Below are 23388 nucleotides of genomic sequence, written 5' to 3' on the forward strand. Positions count from 1 at the left end.
TTTATAATTTTATGTTCTTTCTTCCAATCGAAAAATATGAGATCTTTTCCTTTTCCATATCTTTTAAATCATATAAATTTCTTCCATCAAAAATAACTGGATTTGTAAGATCATTCTTTATTTTTTTGAAATCTGGTGTCCTAAAAATACTCCATTCGGTACAGATAACTAAAGCGTCTGAACCATCCAAAACTTCATACATCGAATTACAAAAAGTAATTTTACTTTCATACTTCCTAGAAACATTCTCCATTGCCTCCGGATCAAAAGCTTTTATCTTAGCTCCTCTGCTTAGTAAACTATCAATTATATCTAACGCAGGCGCTTCTCTAATATCATCTGTTTCTGGTTTAAAAGCAAGTCCCCATATCGCAAAAGTCCTTCCTGTAAGATTATTATCAAAGTAATCGACAATTTTAGGAACTAAAACTACCTTTTGATTTTTGTTTACTTCTATTACTGATTCTAAAATCTTAAAATCATAATGATCGTCCTTCCCAGATTTATGTAAGGCCTTCACATCTTTAGGAAAACACGAGCCTCCATAACCAATGCCAGGAAACAAAAAACGTTTCCCTATCCTAGAATCTGTACCCATTCCTCTTCTTACCTTATCCACATCTGCTCCAACCTTTTCGCAATAATTAGCGATTTCATTCATAAAGGTAATCTTCGTAGCTAAAAACGAATTCGCCGCATATTTTGTTAATTCAGCTGATTTTTCGTCCATTATAATGATCGGATTCCCAGATCTAACATATGGCTTGTATAACTTTTCCATAAGTTCAGTAGCTCTCTCTGAAGAAGAACCTATTACAATTCGCTCTGGTTTTAGAAAATCATCTACAGCAAATCCTTCTCTTAAAAACTCCGGATTGGATACTACATCAAAACTACACTTGGCATTCTTTGAAATGGCTGCATACACCTTTTCAGCTGTACCTACAGGAACAGTGCTTTTATCAACAATAACCTTATAATCAGAAATAATTTTACCTATTTCATCAGAAACCCCTAAAACATAAGACAAATCAGCAGATCCATCCTCGTCTTCGGGTGTTGGCAAGGCTAAAAAAATAATTTCTCCATGATTTAAACCATCTTCTAATGAAGTGGTAAATTGTAATCTGTTTGCCTTAATATTTCTCTCAAATAGTACATCTAAATGTGGCTCGTAAATCGGCACTTCACCATCTCGCATTTTTTGAACTTTTTGTTCGTCTATATCAACACAAACAACTTCATTACCTGTCTCTGCTAAACAGGTTCCCGTAACCAAACCAACATAACCTGTACCTATTACTGATATCTTCATTAACTAAATTTGTTTATTCTTCTTGTTTTTTTGAATTAATATGCTTTTTCTTCTCCCTTGAAAATATTCACAACAGTTTGTAAAATTATATTAATATCTAAAATCAATGACCAATTTTCTACATAAAATATATCATATCTTACTCTATTCAACATGTCAGAATCATTAGAGATATTACCTCTATATCCACTTATTTGTGCTAATCCAGTTATACCGGGTTTAACATTGTGGCGTACCATGAATTTGTTTATTTTATCTTTATAATCATCCGTATGACTCATTAATAAAGGTCTAGGACCTACTACCGACATTTCTCCATATAGCACATTAAAAAACTGAGGCAGCTCATCTAAACTAGTTCTTCTAATAAACTTACCAATTCGAGTAACTCTAGCATCATTTTTTGATGCTTGAACTTTATCCGACTCCTTATTAGCTGTCATCGATCTAAATTTATAACACAAAAACAAATTAAAATCAGCTCCATATCTGTATTGTCTAAAAAAAACAGGACCTCGGCTTTCTATTTTAATTAATAAAGCAATAACTGGTATTAGCCAAGATAATATAAAGGTTATTACGGAAATAGAAAAAACGATATCAAAAGTTCTTTTGATTAAGTATTTTATTGGATCATCAAGTGGTATCTTAGATAGCGATAGAATTGGTGTTAAATTATAATAGTCTAATTCCAAATTCTTTGAAAACAACTCTTTATCATCTGCAACGAATTTTATCACTTTCATATTTCGTTGACAAAACTCAGTCAATTCCTTTATTTCATCATTACTAAGTTCTTTCGTTGAACAATATACTTCGTCAATTTTATTGTCTAAAATAAAACTATAACTCTCTTCTATAGTTCCTTTAACTTCCGATTCATCACGATTATCAAAAAAACCTTTAAACTTATAACCATACTCCGGAGAATTATCAAAAAATGAAGCTAGTTTTTTCGTAGACTGATTTAATCCTACAACAACCACATAAACATTATTACTGCCTGTTATAATCCTATATTTCTGAAAAAAAACAAATAAAAAGACTCTCCAAGTAGTAATAACGACAAGTAACGCTAAAAAGAAATTAATAATATTCGCTTTTGGTATAAACCGTTCGCTTATATAATAATAAGTAAAAACTAATAAAGCCAATAATACCGTTTGCCTAAAAAATAAAGATATAATTTTTACAATTTTAGTAAAACGATATATGGCATATATAGAAATTAGAAAGGATAATACTATCCAAAACAAAATTATAAAACCTATATCTAACACACTTTTAGTAAGAAAAAAATATGTCAGGAAAAAAACCATTAATAGGTCAATACCATATAAAAGTGGTCTTATATATTTTGAATACCCACCTTTATTCATAAAAAGTTCTTTCTTGTTTATCTTGAATTATACTATTTTCATTCATGCTATTCTTCCAACGATCATATAGCTTTTCTATTGTTTTTTTAAACTCTTTTTCGAATCGTTCCTTACTAAAAATCTCTGCTTGCTTGCGAATTGTTTTCTTATCAAAAGACTGTTCATGTCTTTCAAAAAATTCAATTGCTCCAAGCAATGAGTCAATAGTCTGATCTTTAAAAAAAACTCCAGTATTCCCTTCTACTAAATTATCTGTTATAAAACAACCCTTAATCGTTTCTAAAACTCCTCCTTTAGCAAAAGCAATAACTGGTACTCCACAAGCCTGAGCCTCTATTGGTGCTATTCCAAAATCTTCCTCTGCAGCAAAAACAAATGCTCTGGCCTTCCTTAGTATTTCAATCATTTCCGCTTTTCCAACATGCCCCATTAACTCAACATTTAAAGTAGCAAGCTTCTTTATTTTTCTAAAATCCGGACCGTCTCCAATTACAATAAGCTTCTTATTTGTTTTAGAAAACGCCTCTACTATCAAATTTATTTTTTTATAAGGTACCATCCTAGAACAAGTAATATAGTAATCTTCCTTCTTATCCGATATTGTAAAAGATTTAGTATCTACAGGAGGATAAATTACTATAGATTCTTTATTATAAATTTTTTTTATTCTTGCAGCGATATAATGAGAAATTGCAATGTAATAATCAGGCCTGTTAGCAGAACTCACATCCCAAATTCTGAGCTTGTGCAGAAAATATTTTGCTATAAAACCTTTTATTCCTTTATTAAGTCCGCTTTCTTTTAAGTACTGAAAATATAAATCCCACGCATAACGAATTGGTGAATAAACATAACTTATATGCAATTGATCTGGTCTTGTTAATGCCCCCTTTGAGATAGCAGATGATGAAGAAATAATCAAATCATATTCATTTAGATCAAATTGTTCAATCGCCAAAGGGAATAGAGGTAAATAAGAACGGTATTTTTTCTTACCAAATGGCAACTTTTCTATAAAAGAAGTATTTGTTTTTTTGCCTTTAAGTACTTTTTCTCTCTGCTCATCAGTTAACGTATCTACCAAAGTAAAATGATCAAAGTCATCCCAAATATTTGTAAAGCTTTCAACACATCTCTCACCACCACTATATTGCGTATACCAATCATGTATTAAAGCTTTTTTCATTTCAAACATTTGTAAAATAATTATGTAATTTAAAGTTTTAATAAAGAGTTGCAAAAAAGTTTATGATTGTTAAGTCAAAAACTTCTTGAAAAGCTCTAAATTAACCAAAAACAAAGTTAAAGCAATTTATCAGTATTAGATGATCTTTTAAAAGAAATGAGATACTATAAGCATTAAATAGCTTACTTACTCATAGTTATACGTCTTATGCATCAAAGAAATTGAAGCAAAAAACTTGTTACATCAAAAAGGTGTTTAAAAAAATATTAGTTCTAAAAAGAAATCAGTTCTAATATACTCTTTAACTAAGAATGAAAAGACTTCCTTAATTATCTTCAATTTTCCGAGTTAAACATTTTTGTTAATGTGTTTTCTAAGCTATAATCCTTTGATAAGTCACCGATAAAACTATGCAACTTAGAAGAATCTCCTTTCAAAATTTCTATTTCATTTTTTCGAATATATTTCGAATTTACTTGAACTTCTATTATATGACCTGATAATTTTTCAAGAAATGAAAGGATTTCTTTTATTTTATTAGTCCTTCCTGTACAAATATTTACTGTTTCTGAAACAATTCCAGATATCAATAAGTTATAATAACATTTTACTATATAGTTAATATCATTAAATTCTCTATAAACATCTAAATTCCCTAGTTCAATAATTGGCTTTCTTTCCTTGAAATGAGATATAATTTTAGGAATTAGAAAATCCCTTGATTGTCCAACACCTGTGTAATTAAAGGGCCTTGTGATAATAATATCGAACTTAGAAAAATATGCCTTAATCATATTTTCCATAACCAGCTTACTGTTTCCATAATGATTGATAGGGTGAGGACATAAATCTTCTGAAAGCGTTTCCCCAATATTACCATAGACCGCAGCGCTACTTACAATGATTGTTTTTTCTGGCTTTATGTCAGATTCTATAATTGCATCCAAAAGGTTTAAGGTACCAAAAACATTTACCTCATACATCTTCACTTTATTACTGGCTTCAACAAACGATATAGCTGCTGCGTGAATAATATAATTTGGCTGTAAACCCTTTATGATTTTTTTAATTTCTCCTTTATTCGTGATATCACATAAAAAATGATTTTTATTTTCAGATTTTTGAAAGGTTGTTCCAAATACTTCCCAACCTTCACTCAGAAAAAAATTCTCTAAATGTACTCCTGTAAAACCTGTAATACCAGTTATAAAAACAATTTTTTCAGAAAGATCCTCCATTAGTATTTCGTTTAATATCACTTTTCACCATCATCTTGGCAAGTTCTTCAAGAGTTGTTTTTGACTCCCATCCTAAATTTTTCTTCGCTTTAGAAGCATCACCAATCAAGAGATCCACTTCCGCCGGCCTATAAAACTTTGGATTTACTTTTACAATTTCACTTTGTGTTTTTAAGTCAACTCCTACTTCATGTTCATTCTTTCCCACCCATTCAATATCAATACCTACGGTTTTAAATGATAACGTAACAAAATCCCGAACTGTGTTTGTCTGATTTGTTGCTAACACATAGGTATCTGCAACTGGTGCTTGTAACATCATATACATCCCTTCAACATATTCTTTTGCGTAACCCCAGTCTCTCTTTGCGTTAAGATTTCCTAATTCTAGTACGTCTTGTTTTTTTAAATGTATTTTTGCTACTGCATCTGTGATTTTTCTAGTCACAAATTCTTTACCCCTTAGTGGGGATTCGTGATTAAATAAAATCCCACTAGTTGCAAACAAATCATACGATTCTTGATAGTTCAATGTAGCCCAATGGGCGAAAACTTTTGCAACACCGTAGGGGCTTCTAGGGTGAAATGGAGTTTCTTCGTTTTGAGGAATTCTAGTAACTTTCCCAAACATTTCTGAAGTTGATGCCTGATAAAATTTAATTTTTGGATTTATTGTTCGAATTGCTTCTAATAAATTCATTACTCCAATCCCTGTAATATTAGCAGTTGCTATTGGTTGTGTAAAAGAGACACCCACAAAACTTTGAGCAGCTAAATTGTAAATCTCATCGGGCTCTACTTTCGCAATTATTCTATATGCACTAGACAAATCGATCAAATCATATTCTAGTAAATGAAGGTTTGGGTGATTTTCTATTCCTAATTCTTCTATTCTCCAAAAATTAGTAGAGCTTGTTCTTCGATAGGTCCCATAGACTTCATAATCTTTTGACAAAAGTAACTCGGCCAAATATGCTGCATCTTGGCCCGTAATACCTGTGATTATTGCTTTTTTCATTTTAATTTTTTCAAGTTTGTATATAATAAACCACAACTATCCTAAAGTTTATGTTTTTGAGTAAACCGAAAACAGAATTTTCTAGTTTGGAAAGAAATTATAATTTAGTTAAACTTTTCCTATGGACTAAAAGTAAAGATTAGCCCTTACTTAGACAAATTATAGATTTAATTATTATTAAGGTCTTTTTTTATAAAATTATATCATATTATTGGTGTTAATCTTTGGAAGATTTAACAAAAGTAAAATCCATATTGTCTTAGTTAACTTTTTTATTGATATTATTTTTAATTATCAAAATAAAATCTTCTGCTGATCTATTCCAATTATATTTTTTCACATTTAAAAAACCTTTTGATATTAACGCATTTCTCTTTTTTTGATTAGTTAAAACATCATATATTTTATTTTTTATATCCGAAACACTTCGGGGGTCACAATACTCCACAGAATCCTGATAAACCTCAGGCAAGGATGTTACGTTAGAAATCAAACATGCAGTACCGCATTTTTGAGCTTCTAAAGGAGGAATACCAAAGCCTTCAAATAACGATGGATACATAAAAAGTTCTGCTTTATTATATAGTTCAACTAATTCTTCATCTTCAATATATCCCGTAAACTTTATTTTTTCTTTTTTAATTGGTTCCGGAATCTCTAAATCTGAAAAAACCGTTCCTCGGGCTCCAACTATTACTAACTTATGTGGAATATTTAATTGATCAAAAGCTTCAATTACACGTGTCATATTTTTTCTTGGATCTAAAGAAGAAACCATTAAAATCATAGCTTCTTTATTCATCTGTTTTTTCACAAATACTGATGAAGGTGCAGCATAAACAACATTAATTTTTTCCGAAGGAAGGTTATATGTAGTAATTAAATCATTTTTCACATAATTACTGTCTGTAATTATGTGTTTTGAGTTGTTCAGACTCATAGGTATAAACCAATTATAAATCAATTGAAAACTTTTGGAAAACCATTCTGGATGATGTTTAAATGCTAGATCATAAACCATCATTATCTTATTCTTATACCATATCGGCCCTATTCCAACAAAGTTTATAAGTAAAGGATTTCCTTTTTTTTTCAAAAACATAGGTAAATCAATCTGCTCCCATAACTGACCTTCTAATTTTCCTACGGCAATACTATCAAACTCTTTAAAAAGAGGGTTTAATTTAGCTTTTTTAGGAGCGATGAATGTTATTTTTCTTTCTAAGATTTCTTTTGGTAATAATTTACATATTTCAATTGCGTACCTCTGAACACCTGTCACTTTTTGCGTTAAAAACCTAGCATTGACATAAATCATATTTTTACTTTATTTTTAGAAGACAACAAGATAAGTGAAACAAATAACCCAAAGAATAGAACTCCATCCGAACGAGAAATTATGTTTTCGGTTAGCATAACAATACATATGACCGCCAAAGCATAAAATAATAGGGTATTTCCTAGTATTATCATTTTTCTAAAGGAATAAAATAGAAAACAACAAAAAGAAAACAATGCTAAAACTCCTGAGCTAATTAAAAAAAATAAATATTGATTATGTGAATTATAGGATTGCCATTTATAAACCTTAGCTCCTATTTTTTCATCATAGCAAGCAGATAACTCGGCTTGCATATCTCCAATACCTGTTCCAAACAACCAGTTTTCTTTAACTAATATTCCATCACAATAATATATTCCACTTCTAACATTGGTAGAATTAAAATTATAAATATCATTTCCTTTCGTTGGTAAGGTAAATACATTGTCAACGATCTCAGATACTTTAGTATTGATAGGTTTTATAAAAGTATTTAAAGAAAATAATGTTATTATTGAAAATAATATTATGCATGAAAAAGTTCTTATCGAAACTCCCTTGAACAATATCCAAGTTAAAATAATTGCAACAATAGATGCTAGTATAGGCATTCTTGCAGAGATTACAAACATCCAAAAAATTAACATCCCAACCACTAAGATCGCAGGTATCTTATATTTTAATTGTCTCCAATCAGATTTGAGTTTAGAAATAAGCCAAAAAACAACAAAAGATATCCACAACCCTTGATATGTGGGGTGTGAATCAACCAGTTTCAAAATAAAGTTTCTCAACCTTCTTATTTTTATTTGTTGAATCTGATCCTGACTTATTGAACTTAAATGATGTAAATTATTTCTTTTGATTTCAGAGATACTAAGATCATTAGTTATGATATCAAAATTAAAGAGTAGAAGTAGCATTTGATATAAAACAAAAATTATCACTGAGCAACAAAAAAAACTGATAATCCAATCAATTCGTTTCTTTGTGAATGTCCGTTTGTTCAAATAAAATATTTTGGGCAATAAGACCATAGGCACCATTACAGTTAATCTATTGATACCAGTAGAAATATTCTCAGAATAAGACAAACTAAAAATCAACAATACAAATGATGTTGTTAAAAAAACTATTATTAATTTATTGTATTTATCGAACTTAACTTGAAAACCACGATTTTTAAAAAATGTCACAATTCCAAAAAAAGTCCAAACAACAATCATTATCGTTCTAAAACCGAAAGTTAATATAGGAAATACAGATAATAGATAAGAACATATTATGAATACGTTATTCAAATGGAATTCTGAATCTAATCCTAATAAATATTTGTACTTATTTAGCTTCATAATTTTTATTATCCATCCAATATCTAAAAACTAAACCTAAACAGATACTCATTACTGGTAATTCGATAATATTTGTAGTAATACCATAAACAAACACATATATCGAAAGTATATAAAATAGTTTGTCTACAGGTATATTCGTAATCTGCTTTTTGTAAATACCTCTCATTAAAAAAGCATAAATTATGAAAGCTCCAAGACCAAAAATCGCAACTAAATATACAAACAAGTTATCTGCTGGATTAGATTTTTCTGATTCAAAAATATTTTGAGGTACTCCAATACCACCTATTCCTCTACCAGTAATAAGGTTACCAGATTCCAAAATCAACTTATAAGCATCAGGCCAAACATCTTGAAGTCTCATTTCAAAAGATCTCAAAAAATTAACACTTGCTATATCATCTATAGAAAATGTCCAAGAAAGTAATGGCAGCACAAAATTAATCAGTAATATAACAATCAATCCAATTTTTTTTGATCCAAGTGAAATATGCTCCCAAAATACTATCAATAAAGAAATGATCAAATATGTAAGTATAATTCCTTTGGTATCTGTAAAATAAATTGCTGCTCCTACCAGTATCCAAACAACAGTAATTCTAGATTTTTTTAATACATATATAATTGCTAGAAAAAGAACATATCCAGCTGTCTCGAAAGAAGATCGTCCTAATCCTGAAAGCCTTCTTTTACCCAACGTTGTCCAAAGTCGATTCCCTTCAATTTCTTTTCCATAAACCTCATAATGAAAGCCTTCCCAGGGAAAAACATAAACTATATTTACTAATACACCAATAATTCCAATAATCAATATAACGGTATAAAAGTGTTTATCACTTAATATTCTCTCAAAAAAGGAATACATAACAAAACCATAAAATAAGGGGACCAAAATATAAATCCCCATAAATACCTGAAGAATTGTATTTGTATAAATAACACCACAAATTAATGCCAGTAGGAGCATCCATAAAATAATAAAGAATGTTCTTTTAATTTTAACTTGAGTCAAAAAAGAAATAAAATGAATACTAATCACAAGCACCATCAAAAGTTGAGGTACATAAACTATAGGAAAAAATGGAGTGTCTAAAAGATAATATCTAAAAACTGAATTAAAGACACCCATAAAGAGCACCAAGTAAAAAGTAAAACCTTCTAGATTAAAACTAACCTTCACTAATCTATCATCTTTTTATTTAATATAGATCGCAATATACGCTAAGAATAAATATGTTTTTTTAAATCATTAATATAAAAAGTAAAAGAATAACCCGTTATTTAATTTTATAGAAGTTATGATAATGTTTAATTACATTTTCTAAAGAAAACCTTTCAATCAAATTGATATCAAAATTAAACAAGTTTAATTTTTTTGGATTAATTATAATCAATTCTAATAGTTTTCTTGGTTCTTCACTTAATGGATTAAACAAGAATTCTTCATTACCTTCTAATATCTCTTTTATTCCTCCTCTTTTACTTCCTAATACAACTACTTTACGTAATAGTCCCTCAACAACAACTCTTCCGAATGGTTCTTCCCATATAGAAGGAACAATTAATACATTTATTTTTTTAAAAAAAACATCTTGATCTATATATCCTAGAAACTCTACTCTATCTTTAGGAAAAAATGATAATAAATATTCCTGATAATATGGTTCTATTCTTCCAGCCACATAAAGTTTCCAATTATTATAATTAGAAAATTCAACAAGGCTTTTCATCAAAACTTCAATACCTTTTGATTGATTGATTTGTCCTATAAATCCAAAATTCAAAAAACTATTTTCATCAAAATTTGTTCTTTTAAATGATTTTTTTTCAATGTTAAATCCATTATAAACTACTTTTTTTAAAGCATTCTTAAAATAGCCTTGATCTATGTGACTCTGCAAAATTGAATTACTAATTCCTGTTACTATATCAATTTTTTGAGAAACATTTTTCTTCTTTTTTGATAAAAGTTTACACTCCAAACATTGCGTAGAGCATGCACTCCCTTTTTTAAATTTATTAGTTTTAGGGCATTGTAAATAATAATCTCTTAAAGTATGTACGACCTTAATACCCCTCTCTTTTGCTACGTCCCAAATCGCAACAGAAAATCCCGTCAAATTATTTGTATGTATAATAGTGGGGTTAAACACATTAATGATTTCATGTATCCTTTTATTGTACTTACTATTATATACGTCACTAATATGCCATTTTAACTTATCGATTTTAGAACGCTCTATCTGATCAAATGGCCAGAATGTATTTTCTAATGTAAGGCGATATATTGGAACATTATTACTTACCAGATCCTCATTACGCTCTCCAAGTGTCAAGACAGCTACTTCAATTCCCTTTTTTTGTAAACCCTCAGCTATTGATTGAACGGAAATTTCCGCGCCTCCAATTTTATGCGGGTAGTAAAGTGTATTTACGATTAGTATCTTCAATAGAAATATATTTTGAAAATCCTTTTTTTAAGATCATTTTTAATATCAAGTCAAGTACAAAATGAAATCAGATTTTTTTATTGTAAATTTTAAAATAAAAAAAAGACCAAAAGGTCATCTTTTTAAACCAACTATAACCAATATTATTAATTTTTGTACAATAGATCAGATATAATAAACATCCAAAAAACTCAGTAATAATATAGCACAGGTAGGAGATATTTATAAAATAGTTATTAAAAAATTAGTAAATACTCTCTGCATTCCTCGATTTACGAACTATAATTACTTAGCTCCAATTTTTCGAATTGCAAAACTAGGCATATTGGTCAATTCGGTAGTAATATATATTATTTCCCAATTATATTTCAAACAAAATTCATGAACCGCTTCTATAACACCATACCTAATCATTCCATTCCAATTCCCTAAAATATAATCATGCCCAGAAATTATTCCATTGTCCTTTACTTTTGTTCTATACAACTCGAGTTCATCCCTTGTTACATCATATGAATGTGCGGTATCTATATATATCCAGTCAAAATAATTCTCTTTAAAACTATCTGCAACTTCAGTAGATAAGCCTAAATTTATTTCAACTAAACCTTCATTAATTTCTTTTTCAAATCTTTGTTCTACTTTATTTCTCTTAGTTTGATTATATCGTTTGCTACCCCAAAAATCTATGAGATGTAATTTTTTTGGTTTGCTTATGTTTAATATTAGATTCGAAAAACCTCCTTCATCAACTCCAAGTTCTGCTACAACACCATTTTCCGGAATTCTTTTCAAAAGTTCTTCACGATTTTCAAGAAGTTTAGCATTAGCAAGATGTTTTGAACCTAAATCCGTTTTTGGAATATTTCTAGACATTCTTCGCATTGCTTTTGATGCTATCGGCAGAAACATCTTTTCATAGATTAATCTTAATATTGGTTTGAAAATATTTTTCATTAAAATGAATTAAGTTTTTAAGTCCGTAAATTTATTAAATATATTCCTTGTTTTAATTTTCTTTGGACATAATTAAACAATACATTTAATTGATGTAAATCAAGGTATAAATTTGTACCAAGATTAAGCTGATACTTCTATAGATTGTATTTTCAAAATGTTCTTTATCAAGACCTATTGGGTTCTAAGAATACTGATAAGATATCATTTAAAATAACCTCTAATTTCTTTTATCCTGAAATTAGGGATCAAAGATTTTACATATTCTTGCAAAGAAGTATTTGTGAGTTTATATACCAGAAAATACCAGCTTGGTATAAATAAGACTATCATGGACAATGTAATTAATATTGTTACTGTCTCTAATGAAAACTGAACACCTATAAAGATTATCAAAGGCATAATTAAGAAGTTTGCCAAATTCCAATAAAAACCTATATCTGTTCTTCCCGTTGCTATCAGAAGGCTTCCAACAGGATTACCAAATGCACGGAAAATCATATAAACAGAAAGCACCCGAACCAAATAAATGATATTCTCGTAATCTTCTCCATATAAAATAGCTACTGCGATAGGTGCAAAAATTAATAAACAGGCATAAATAGGAACATTAATAGTTGATACTATATTTAAAAGTTTTAGATAACTCGTTTTTAGGACTTTTACATCGTTTTGCATTTTTGCTAGAATTGGACTAGCTACTTTGGTGAAAATAGGATTAAGTACTTGTGCCGGTCTATAAACCAATTGTTTTGCCAAACTATATCCTCCAAGTAATTCAGAACCAAAAAACTTCCCTATTATCAAAATATCTAAATCTCGGTTAAAATAATTTATAATTTGTCCTCCTACTTCGAATAAACCTATTTTTAAAAATGGTTTGGTTTCTAAAAAAACAAAGTGTAATAATAATCCATAATTTCTTAATCCAATAATTAAAAACAGCATATTAATTAAAAAATATTGAAATAACGAAGATAAAATAAGCGCATAGATTCCATAATTATGCCAAGCCAAAATCACAGCAATAATTAGGGATAAAACTGCAGAAACAATTTCAATCAATGCAATACTTTTAAACCGAAATTCTTTTTCAAGAATTGTTTTAAATTGTTTTCCAAGGCTAGATAATATAAGACTAATCCCCATTAATCTTACCAAACCTACTAATTCTGGGTTGTTATAAAAACTTCCGATAAAAGGACTTATTAAATAAATAGTAATGAAAAGAAACATACTAAAAACAATATTTATCCAATACAGACTTGAGTATTCTTTTTTCTTTATGTCTTGTTTATAAAGTATTGCAGAAGACAATCCCATATCCATAAACAAGTTCAAAAATCCCATTACGAACATTATTAAAGCCATCAATCCAAAATCTTCTTTTTCCAAAAAACGCGCAAGAATAGATATTTTAAGTAATGAACATAGTGCAAGTGTTAGAGAATTTAACGTTGTCCACTTTACACCAGAAACTGCTTGTTCTTTTAAGTTCATGTAAGAATAGTATTAATCTGCTCTTTTAATTCTTTTTGTAGCGTCTCAATTCCAATTTCATTCGATAAAATCATCCGATTAGTAGATACCTCATCTGGTGTCAATTTATTGAATACTGTTTTATTCTCTGGAATTAAATCCTTAGGAATAGAAAAAACATGAATTCCGATGCGCTTAAGATAATTATAAAATGAATTTTGCTCATCCAAAAAAACTTTTGCTCCCATCCATAGCATTGCTAGAATATTACCTACTGCTTGTTGTCGGTAATGGTTCATGATAACAAAACCACATTTTCGAACTAATTTATTGTAATCTTCTAAAGGCATAAAATCTAGTAATGCTTCAAAATTATCTTTGAATTGAGCTTTTCCTAAATTCGCAATTTTTTTTCCATACTCCTTATTCCCATAATTAAGAGGAGCAATTATCTTATGATCAGTAATATCTAATTTTGATAAGTATTCAAATGATTCTATATGGTTATTTGTTATTGACGCCGAGTTGCCTAACAAAATATGCTCTCCTTTTACAAGAATATCTTTATTTTCTTTAAAAATAAATTCCAGAGGATAATAGGTCATCTTTATATGATTTGTATTTTTATGAATGACATTACTCTTTTTTAAAAAATCAAAATCTTCTTTATGTAAAATCCCAATATTATCTACTTTCTTAGCTGCTTTTAAAATTAAATTTTCTGGAAGTATACTATTCTTAAAAATGGAATAATAAATTGGCCTAAAATTATTTTTAATTCGATCCTTAAAAGAAACTTTTAAGAATTTTTTTTGTGATTCTTTACCTATAACTAAATCTTTAAAAGCCTTAGGATTATCATAGATCTCTCCTCCCCAAAAAAGCCAAAGAAATTTAATCGAATTTCCAAGGTTTACTATAACTTTACTTTGAAAAAAATTGAGACCGTGCATTACTACCAGATCATATTTTTTAACTTTTAATATAAAGTTTGAGAAATTAAGTTGCCACAACTTAACAATTTCAACATTTTCGGAAGGTTCTACATAGTTCGATTCCTTTGCTCTATCACCCAAAAATATAATAAAACTATTTTGACCAGGAAATACTTTTTCAAATTGCCAATTTGCACTTTTTATAAATTTTTCATCTGGTGCAATATGAAGGATTTTATATTCTGTTTTCATAAAACGTAACTACCTCATTTATAATTGTTTTTATCTCCGAACTTTTTAATTCATAAAACATTGGTAATCGTACTAGACAATCTGTATAATGATCGGACCTTGGTAGTTCATAACTTTCTGTATTATTTTTCAAATAATATGGACTTTTATGAAGACTTAAATAATGAAAAACACTATGTATCCCTTTATTTTTTAAATATTTTATCAGTGAATTTCTTTCCTCTTCGGAACGCGCAACTACATAAAACATGTGCGCATTATTTGTTGCAAAAAAAGGAATAATAGGTAATCTTATTTTGTCTTTTAAAATAGATAAACCTTCATAATACTGTTTCCAGTTTTCTATTCTTTTTTCTTGAATAGCATTTAAGTTTTCTAACTGAGCAAACAGGAAAGCAGCAATAGTTTCTGATGGTAAAAAAGAAGACCCTGTATCTACCCATCCATATTTATCAACTTCTCCTTTAAAAAACGCAGATCTATTCGTTCCTTTTTCCCAAATAATCTCTGCTCGATCAATAAATTTTTCATTGTTAATAGCCAACATCCCACCTTCTCCAGAAATAACATTTTTGGTTTCATGAAAAGAAAAAGTGCCCAAATCACCTATACTGCCAAGAGGTTTTCCTTTGTAAAAAGAATCTATTGCTTGAGCTGCGTCTTCAACAACATAAATATTGTTCTTTTTTGCAACATCTAATATAATATCCATATCACAGGCTATTCCAGCATAATGAACTACAACGATTGCTTTAGTTCTTGTAGTAATAAGACTTTCAATTGTGTTTTCATCAATGCCTGGATGATCTTTTCTACTATCTGCAAATATTATTTTGGCTCCCTGTCGCGCAAAAGCAAGCGCAGAGGAGACAAATGTATAGGATGGCACAATTACTTCGTCTCCTTGCTCGATATTAAGCAGAATTGCCGCCATCTCTAACGCATCTGTACAGGAGGTAGTTAGTAATGTTTTCTTAAATCCGTAGCGATTTTCAAAAAAAAATTGACATTTTTTTGTAAAAACCCCATTACCAGAGATTTTACCTAAACTGATAGCATCCTCTATATATTTAGTTTCTTTTCCTGTAAGAAAAGGTCTATTAAATGGTATTTTCATACGAACCTCACTCTAAATTTTTAATGGAAAAACATCCTCCTTAGAATTGTCATAATAAGCCTTATTTATTTGTATTAGTCCTACACCACAAACAAATACAGGATTATTATTTTTATAAAAAATTAATTTTCCGGGAGTTCGGTTTTCGATTTCCACATCTTGAATGATTGCAACCTATCTCTGCAATTACTTTTGGTTTTTTATACTCCATATTTATAATATTTAACCTGTTTATTCCAATAGGTCAATAATTATTTGTCATTCTCTATGCTTAAAACAATATAGAAAATAGCTGTTAAATAAAGACAGCAAAAATACTTAAAATATCTTAAGATCTCTTTTGAATGAATATTTACTAAAGTAGCTTATGTTCAAGAATTGAGCTAATAGATTGGTTATTTTTATAGTTATGAGAAAAAATGATTATTAGATTTACTTTTGAAGAGAATCAAAAAAGAAATTAATATGCCTTTTCTTCACCTTTTATAGCATTCAGTATTGTTAAAAATATGATTTTAATATCTAAAAGAAGAGACCAATTTTCTATGTAAAAAATATCATATTTTACTCGATTTACTATGTCTTTATCCGTTTCAATTTCTCCTCTAAAGCCACTAACTTGAGCTAGTCCAGATATCCCAGGTTTTACAAAATGACGCACCATGAATTTATCTACCTTACGTGCAAAATCCTCGTTATGCTTTACCATATGTGGCCTGGGGCCTACAACAGACATATCGCCTTTTAGCACATTTATAAATTGTGGTAATTCATCTATACTAGTTTTCCTTATAAATTTCCCAATCTTAGTGACTCTATCATCCCCTTTTATCGTTTGATTGCCAGTAGTATTAGGAATCATTGACCTATATTTATAGCAATAAAACTCTCCATAATCTATACCATTTCTTCTTTGCATAAAGAACACTGGACCTTTAGATTCTAATTGCATTAAAAAGAACAATAATGGTGTTAGCCATGAAAGTATAAAAACCATAACTGCTAATGCTAATACAATATCGAAACTTCTCTTAACAAATTTATTTATTGGATCATCCAATGGTATCTCTCTAAAAGATAGCACTGGAACATACCCATAATAATTAAAAACTAACTTTTTTGTAAAAATATCCTTATTGTCGGGAATAAACTTGAGCACTTTTAGATTATTATCAGTAAAATTTACAACATCCCGAAGTTGTTTGTTCGATAATTCTGCAATTGAACAATAAATTTCATCTATTTCATTTTCTACTATATAATCAAAACATTTTTGAATTTCAAAATTATCATTTCGAACACAAAACTTTTTTTGAAACTTATATCCAAACTCTTGTCTATTCTCAAATATCTTAATTAAATGATTTGTTTTTTTATTATCTCCTATGACTACTACACTTCTAAAATTACCGCCGAAGTTCTTTCTATATTTATTTAATAGAAATAGAAGCAAATATTTGAAAAAAGTTATGACAAGAAAAGAAAAAGAGAAGTATTTCGCTAATCCTAACCTACTAATATCTGGCTGCTTAAAAAAACCAATAAAAGCATATATCACTAATGCAAAAAGCAGAAACTGTCGAATAACAGATGTTAAAGTCTGAGTTACTTTCTCAAATCGTTTTGTATCATAAAACCTAGTAACAAATGACACTAGTATCCAACTTAATGAAATGTAAATAGGAAATAATAATGTTGGATTGGATTTAATATTCAGCAAAAAAATAAGAATATTCAGTATACTTAAATCCACCAATAAAAATATTGGTTTAATAAAAATTGAATAGCCTCTTTTTTTTGATGTCATTAGTCTAATTAGAAGTGTGAAATATCTTTGATTATTTGGATTACTTTGTAAATTTTTCCTTAAACACCAAAAATATGAATTTTGAATTTCCAACAAGATATCTTTTCCACATTCTTTTTGGTTCCTGAACAAACCTATAAAACCACTCTAATCCAATATTTTGCATCCAAACAGGTGCTCTTTTTACTAATCCTGCTACTACATCAAAACTTCCTCCAACTCCCATTGTAAAATTCACCTTTGATAAAACATCTTTATTGTGATACAAAAAATTCTCTTTTGTGGGTGAGCTAATAGCCACAAATAATATATTAGCCTTACTATCAGCTATTTCTTGAGCTATAGAAGTTTCTTCGTTTTTGTCAAAATATCCATTCCTATATCCCGCGATAATATCTGATGAATACTTTTGAGTATAAATTTCCACTACTCTCTTAACTACTTCTTCTTTCGCTCCGAAGAAAAAAACCTTATGGTTATTCTTATACGCTTCTAAAACTAAGTTTTCCATTAAATCGATTCCAGCAACCCTCTCTTTAATTGGTTTTCCTAAAAACTTAGCTGCCCATACTACGGCCTGTCCATCTGCATTGATAATATCTGCTTCATTTACACTTTTACGAAGCTCTAAATCTTTTTGAAGCGCCACAATTTTTCCGGCATTTACAACAGTATGATGTAATTGTTTTTTGTTTTTTATTGTTGTTTTTATAATTTGCAAAGTATCCTTCATAGATAAATTATCTACAAAAGTATTTAGCAAATTAAACCTAAAGAGTTTGTTCATAAATATTTCTTTAAATCAAATTTCATTAACCAGTCTGTTTGATTGTTTTCTAAAAACTAAATAGCTTATAAAAAATGCAAAGAACACTACACCAACCTGTCTGTTCAAAATTGATTCAGTAAACAGGGAAAAGACAAATATCAAAATTATAGAGAAACCTACGACGTCTGTAAATGTATAAAATAACAGCAAAAAAATAAGCATAAGAAAAAAAACACCTCCCAAAAAACCAAATCTTACCATTTCCTCTATATATTGATTATGAGAATTCATTCTTTTTTTGTAGATCATAGTTTTTTTATCTCTAAATATTTGCATCTCATCTACTGCATCTCCAGTACCAACTCCAAAAAATGGATTCTCTTTTATTACTTGGGCTCCTGATTCCCAATTTCTGTATCTTGTCAAATCTCCTTTATTATAAAGATGATTTACTCTATGCACTATATTACTCCTATTCGTTATTTCTAGTTTTTCTATAATTGTTTCAGAAATCCACTTACCATTAATAACAATTAGAAGTAAAGCTAATATAGAAATAACCAGGAAACTCCTTAAGTATATTATCTTTAGATACTTCTTTAATGACAAAATAAAGAAAATCATGGTAATCAGTAAAAAAACACCTACCGACATTTGACTAGAAACTAAAAATAAGTTCAGGACAAGTACGAATATCTTTAATAATTCTAGAACTGTAATCTTATGATCAATCATTACAACCTTAAAGATTAAAACAATTGATATATTAATAATTACACCAAAATATGGAGGATGAATGCCGTAAAACATATATCCCTCATATACAAATCTAATATAAATAGTGTAAAAGGCATCGATACCATATTCGTTTATATAAATATCATATAATGAATTAAAATTTGTAAAAAGGCAAGCTATAGTAACTCCATTTGTAAAATATGTACCAATCTTTTCATAGTTTATTTTTTTATAGTTTATATAAAAAATTATAGGTATTATAAACAAGGGCGCTCTTTTCTTAATTAGAGACAACGCCTCACCCATATTCTCAGTATAAAACAATCCAATTATATGAAATAACAGAAAAACACAATAGCATATGCCTATATACGCCAACATTTTATTTTCTGAAATCAAGCTTATAGCACTTTCTTTATAAACTTTAACTAAACTCAAAGCAAAGACCAATCCAATCAAAATAGAATTAACCGGAGGTGATATCAATAGAGAAATCGGTATTAATGGCAAAAGTATATTTAAAGTTTTATCTAAAGAATTCATAGAATTTTAAATATTGTTTTATCATGTTCTTATTGCTAAACTTTCTTGTAGCATTATCGATTCCTTTATTAGAAAGATCACAAATTAGTGCTCTGTGATTTAATGCATAGTCAATAGTCTGTTGGACAGAGTCATTTTTCTTTATATCAAAAAAGCATTCATTCGGTAAAAAGTCCAGTACCTCTCTCAACGCTAAAATATCATTTGCAATTATTGGAACTCCCATTGAAGCTGCCTCTGCTCCAACCAAACAAAACCCTTCAAAATGAGAAGGGATCACTAATAAATCATACTCATTAATTCGTTCCCAAGGATCGCTTTTGAAACCCAAGAAATTTAAGGAGGTTTTATTATTACTATTTCTTTTTGCATATTCCTTATAATCATCGATTAAGTCTCCATTACCAATTATGTCAAGAGTAAATTTCTTGAATGGTTTAAGATTCATTGATAATACTGCTTCTAATAATTCCCGTAGCCCTTTTTCTTTACTAATCCTTCCAACATATAATAGTTTTGGACTGGTGTAATTAAACTCTCGTCGATATTTGACATCTTTAATCTCAATACCATTATAAATTATAGTACTTTTAATATTATGTTTTTCTAAGTACTTTTTGACAGTAGAAGAAATACTAAAAGAATACTGTGGTTTTAAGAATTTATAGATATAATTTTTGTCAAGATAAGCACTATGGAATGTATGAAGATGAACGTGCTTTTTATTTAAAAAAAACTTAAGAAGTATGTCGTTTCTATTATGAGTATGAACAATGATTTTGGAATATTCTCTTTTGAGTTGAAAAAGAAACTTTATAATCTTAATGAAATTAAATTCTGACCGATCAATGAACTCAACATTATCAATCACTTTGATCATATCACTATAATGGCCGGGTCTTGAAAGTAAAAAAATATCATTAAAGTTGTTATAAATACCATTAATGATATTGTAGACAATCTTTTGACATCCTCCGTAATCCATATGATTAACCACATGAATAATCGCTAATTCCTTTTTCCTGTTATTCATTCTAGATTAATAGTCTTTTCCTTGTTATTCTCCAATATCATTTGCCTAATAATAAAGTAATACACCATATACATAAAAAATTTAAAAATAGGGTATAATAAGAATGATGCCAAAAATAACAACAATGCTCCTTGTATATGAAATTCTTTTCTCCCATTTTTAAAATATAGTACTAACAGATCTAAGAAAAACAAAAGAGTTCCTATAATACCCAATTCAAAAATAAACACGGGCAGTTCACTTCCATCTCTTGATTTTGGGTTTATATTATAAACTAATACACTTAATCTATTTTCTATTGCCTTCGTACCCCATGAACCTAAACCTTCCCCAAAGAGTTTTGTTTCCAGCGGTTTGGAACTCATATATTTATAAACCCTCTTTAATGGTTCTGTTCTTGAATAATAGTTAAAAAGTTCTATTCCTTTTCTGCCTTTTTTAACTTCCGCTCTCTTACTAAGCATTGCATTAAAAACGACTAATCCAATTAATAATAAAAAGGTGGCAATTAAAACATTTTTCTTAAGATATCTATAGCCATATGTTCCTACTAAAATGATTAATGTTCCAAAGGTTCCGTTGAGTAATAATACTAGTAATGTAAAACAAAATAAAATTGTTCTACTTTTTACAAACTTCGGTAAATTTCTACCTATAAGCAGAAAGGTATTAAACGTTATGGCTATAGCGTACCAATTAGGTTCTACAAAGAAACCTCTAAGTCTTAATGCTACCGAACTTGATTCTGAATAATGCTCAACTCCCAAAAAATTTAATTGATATCCAAAAATCAAATATAGCAGAAATTGCAAAAGACCTGTTATAATAAGTATCCATTGAAATCTTATAAATATTTTTAACTCAAAATAATCATAATGTTTTCTGATAAAGAAATAGATATTAAGCGCTAAAAAAAAATAAAAGAAAATAAACAAACTACTGGTCCCTACCTTTATTAGTCCTGCTACCAGGATATAAATAGTAAACAGAATTAACCAAGTATCAATACGAAGCAATGTAATTTTTCTTTGCCATCCTTTTAAAACAAAATGACCTAAATTCAAAATAAAAATCAAAAGTATTCCTAAATGAATTCTTATACCAATATCTAGTTTAAGTAAAGAATCAAACGCAAAACTCAAATAAATTAGTTGAACAATATAGCTATATGTTTTATCCGACAACAGCATTAAACTTCTTTACTGTCTAAATTTTCAATCGCATCTATCAATAATTTTTTAGACTTATTTACAAGTGTATCATATTTCGGGTTTACCTTATTATAATCAATGTCCTTTAAATGTTCCTCTTTAAGATCATCAATTTTATAAATAAACCTATGTTCTAGCCCTAAATTTTCTAACAATGTAAGTTGCCTTCTATTAAGCTCTTTTTTCGTGCTTCTGCTAAATACAGTAAAATTTCTTTTAAAGATAAGTGAGTAGGCATTTCCATGAAAAGAGTTGGTACACACCATTGTTGCTTTAGAGAATACACCAAGCCATTTTGATGGAGATTCATATAGATAGTTCTTTTGAGCATCTTCTATATAATGATGTCCAAGATTAATAAGGGGTAATCCAGTCATCTTTACTACTTTTCTAATATATTCTTTAACTTCTTTACTATTCTCCGTAAGATAAGAAACAAGGTAGGGTTCGTTGGGAACTAATGAGAAGTCTAATATTTCATTATAATTATTTAATAGCAATGTTGGATCTACAACAATACTCGAATCAATCGTATTATTAGAAATCTTGTTAATTTCGTTTTGAGCAAAGTCCTCTCTTACCAAGATTTTATGAAATGAGCTTAAAACCTCTTTTGCTTCAGTATGATTTGCATCGAAACCAGTATTTCCCATACTAGCTGCGTAAGAAATTTTTATGGCCTTCTTTGGTAAGAAATCCAAAAAATAACCTTTATCGATTTTATCTTTTGTCAAATTAGCATTCCAAACTTGATCACTTCCGCAAATAAAATAATCATTACTATTTGCAAATTTCTTTTTTAACTTAAACACACTAAAAAATGTGTTTTTTGATAGTGGTAAAAAATCTCTTCTAAACTTATAAAAACGAATGTTCTTTTTAGCCTTATTTATCGTTTTAAGAAGTCCTTTTGCTGGCCGATAGGTCTGAAACATAAAGTAAGAAGGTCTGTAATCCAAAACTTCGACTTCATAGCCTTCCTGTTTTAAAAATTTTGCTAATGCATATGCTTGCAACACTGCTCCATAGTTAAGCACATGGTGAAATGTAATAGTATGTATGTTTTTCATAATTATCGAGCTTGTGATATATTTACTTTATCCAAATCTAATATAAGTGTTTCCGTTAGAACGCCTGGTCCAGAAAACTTCATTTCAATATGATCTATTTGTGCGGGTTTTAATTTAGACCAACTATTCAACTTACCCATAAAATCATTTTTCATCTTAGTATAGTTCTTAAATTTTCGATATAAATTATCTGATTTCCATTTGTTTTTTTAGTC

Annotated in this window: 20 protein-coding genes; all 20 read right to left on the reverse strand. The window is 28.9% G+C overall.

The window, feature by feature from the left end:
* Nucleotide 1: 1 nt before the first annotated feature.
* Complete coding sequence (locus tag D1818_RS14300; RefSeq protein WP_118459682.1) at nucleotides 2-1315, reverse strand: UDP-glucose/GDP-mannose dehydrogenase family protein; 1314 nt, start codon at nucleotides 1313-1315, stop codon at nucleotides 2-4.
* A 35-nt stretch (nucleotides 1316-1350) separates the two neighbouring features.
* Nucleotides 1351-2694: an undecaprenyl-phosphate glucose phosphotransferase gene (locus D1818_RS14305; protein ID WP_118459683.1), complete on the reverse strand. Its 1344-nt coding sequence runs from the start codon at nucleotides 2692-2694 to the stop codon at nucleotides 1351-1353.
* Nucleotides 2687-3880, reverse strand: coding sequence for a glycosyltransferase (locus D1818_RS14310; RefSeq protein WP_118463750.1), 1194 nt, complete (start codon nucleotides 3878-3880; stop codon nucleotides 2687-2689). The genes D1818_RS14305 and D1818_RS14310 overlap by 8 nt, the downstream gene beginning before the upstream one ends.
* A gap of 335 nt (nucleotides 3881-4215) precedes the next feature.
* Nucleotides 4216-5118, reverse strand: a complete 903-nt coding sequence (locus D1818_RS14315; protein ID WP_118459684.1) for a GDP-mannose 4,6-dehydratase — start codon at nucleotides 5116-5118, stop codon at nucleotides 4216-4218.
* Complete coding sequence (gmd, locus tag D1818_RS14320) at nucleotides 5102-6136, reverse strand: GDP-mannose 4,6-dehydratase (RefSeq protein ID WP_118459685.1); 1035 nt, start codon at nucleotides 6134-6136, stop codon at nucleotides 5102-5104. The genes D1818_RS14315 and gmd overlap by 17 nt, the downstream gene beginning before the upstream one ends.
* 259 nt (nucleotides 6137-6395) lie before the next feature.
* Nucleotides 6396-7454, reverse strand: a complete 1059-nt coding sequence (locus D1818_RS14325; protein WP_118459686.1) for a glycosyltransferase family 1 protein — start codon at nucleotides 7452-7454, stop codon at nucleotides 6396-6398.
* Entirely contained in the window at nucleotides 7451-8380 is a 930-nt protein-coding gene (locus D1818_RS14330) for an O-antigen ligase (protein ID WP_162897283.1), read from the reverse strand. Before D1818_RS14330 ends, D1818_RS14325 begins: the two co-directional genes overlap by 4 nt.
* Nucleotides 8381-8795: 415 nt before the next feature.
* Nucleotides 8796-9992, reverse strand: a complete 1197-nt coding sequence (locus D1818_RS14335; RefSeq protein WP_118459688.1) for a hypothetical protein — start codon at nucleotides 9990-9992, stop codon at nucleotides 8796-8798.
* 97 nt (nucleotides 9993-10089) lie between these two features.
* Nucleotides 10090-11262, reverse strand: coding sequence for a glycosyltransferase family 4 protein (locus D1818_RS14340; protein WP_118459689.1), 1173 nt, complete (start codon nucleotides 11260-11262; stop codon nucleotides 10090-10092).
* Nucleotides 11263-11547: 285 nt separating this feature from the next.
* Nucleotides 11548-12219, reverse strand: coding sequence for a class I SAM-dependent methyltransferase (locus D1818_RS14345; protein WP_118459690.1), 672 nt, complete (start codon nucleotides 12217-12219; stop codon nucleotides 11548-11550).
* Between the two features lie 204 nt (nucleotides 12220-12423).
* The gene (locus D1818_RS14350; protein WP_118459691.1) at nucleotides 12424-13719 is read right to left on the reverse strand and encodes an MOP flippase family protein; all 1296 of its coding nucleotides are present in this window, start codon (nucleotides 13717-13719) and stop codon (nucleotides 12424-12426) included.
* Nucleotides 13716-14885, reverse strand: coding sequence for a TDP-N-acetylfucosamine:lipid II N-acetylfucosaminyltransferase (locus D1818_RS14355; RefSeq protein WP_118459692.1), 1170 nt, complete (start codon nucleotides 14883-14885; stop codon nucleotides 13716-13718). The genes D1818_RS14350 and D1818_RS14355 overlap by 4 nt, the downstream gene beginning before the upstream one ends.
* Entirely contained in the window at nucleotides 14869-16002 is a 1134-nt protein-coding gene (rffA, locus tag D1818_RS14360) for a dTDP-4-amino-4,6-dideoxygalactose transaminase (protein WP_118459693.1), read from the reverse strand. The genes D1818_RS14355 and rffA overlap by 17 nt, the downstream gene beginning before the upstream one ends.
* A 460-nt stretch (nucleotides 16003-16462) precedes the next feature.
* Nucleotides 16463-17809 carry an exopolysaccharide biosynthesis polyprenyl glycosylphosphotransferase gene (locus tag D1818_RS14365; RefSeq protein WP_118463754.1) on the reverse strand — a complete coding sequence of 449 codons (1347 nt, stop codon included), beginning with the start codon at nucleotides 17807-17809 and terminating at the stop codon, nucleotides 16463-16465.
* Nucleotides 17810-17849: 40 nt separating this feature from the next.
* On the reverse strand, nucleotides 17850-18596 hold the full coding sequence (locus D1818_RS14370; protein WP_118459694.1) for a WecB/TagA/CpsF family glycosyltransferase: 747 nt from the start codon (nucleotides 18594-18596) through the stop codon (nucleotides 17850-17852).
* A gap of 15 nt (nucleotides 18597-18611) precedes the next feature.
* Complete coding sequence (locus D1818_RS14375) at nucleotides 18612-19859, reverse strand: O-antigen ligase (protein WP_118459695.1); 1248 nt, start codon at nucleotides 19857-19859, stop codon at nucleotides 18612-18614.
* The gene (locus tag D1818_RS14380) at nucleotides 19843-20892 is read right to left on the reverse strand and encodes a glycosyltransferase family 4 protein (RefSeq protein ID WP_118459696.1); all 1050 of its coding nucleotides are present in this window, start codon (nucleotides 20890-20892) and stop codon (nucleotides 19843-19845) included. Before D1818_RS14380 ends, D1818_RS14375 begins: the two co-directional genes overlap by 17 nt.
* Nucleotides 20889-22034, reverse strand: a complete 1146-nt coding sequence (locus tag D1818_RS14385) for a hypothetical protein (protein ID WP_147406162.1) — start codon at nucleotides 22032-22034, stop codon at nucleotides 20889-20891. Before D1818_RS14385 ends, D1818_RS14380 begins: the two co-directional genes overlap by 4 nt.
* 47 nt (nucleotides 22035-22081) lie before the next feature.
* Complete coding sequence (locus D1818_RS14390) at nucleotides 22082-23173, reverse strand: polysaccharide pyruvyl transferase family protein (RefSeq protein WP_118459698.1); 1092 nt, start codon at nucleotides 23171-23173, stop codon at nucleotides 22082-22084.
* A gap of 2 nt (nucleotides 23174-23175) precedes the next feature.
* The gene (locus tag D1818_RS25370; RefSeq protein ID WP_158596974.1) at nucleotides 23176-23313 is read right to left on the reverse strand and encodes a hypothetical protein; all 138 of its coding nucleotides are present in this window, start codon (nucleotides 23311-23313) and stop codon (nucleotides 23176-23178) included.
* Nucleotides 23314-23388: the final 75 nt, after the last annotated feature.

This window comes from Aquimarina sp. BL5 (assembly GCF_003443675.1).
Lineage (GTDB): Bacteria > Bacteroidota > Bacteroidia > Flavobacteriales > Flavobacteriaceae > Aquimarina.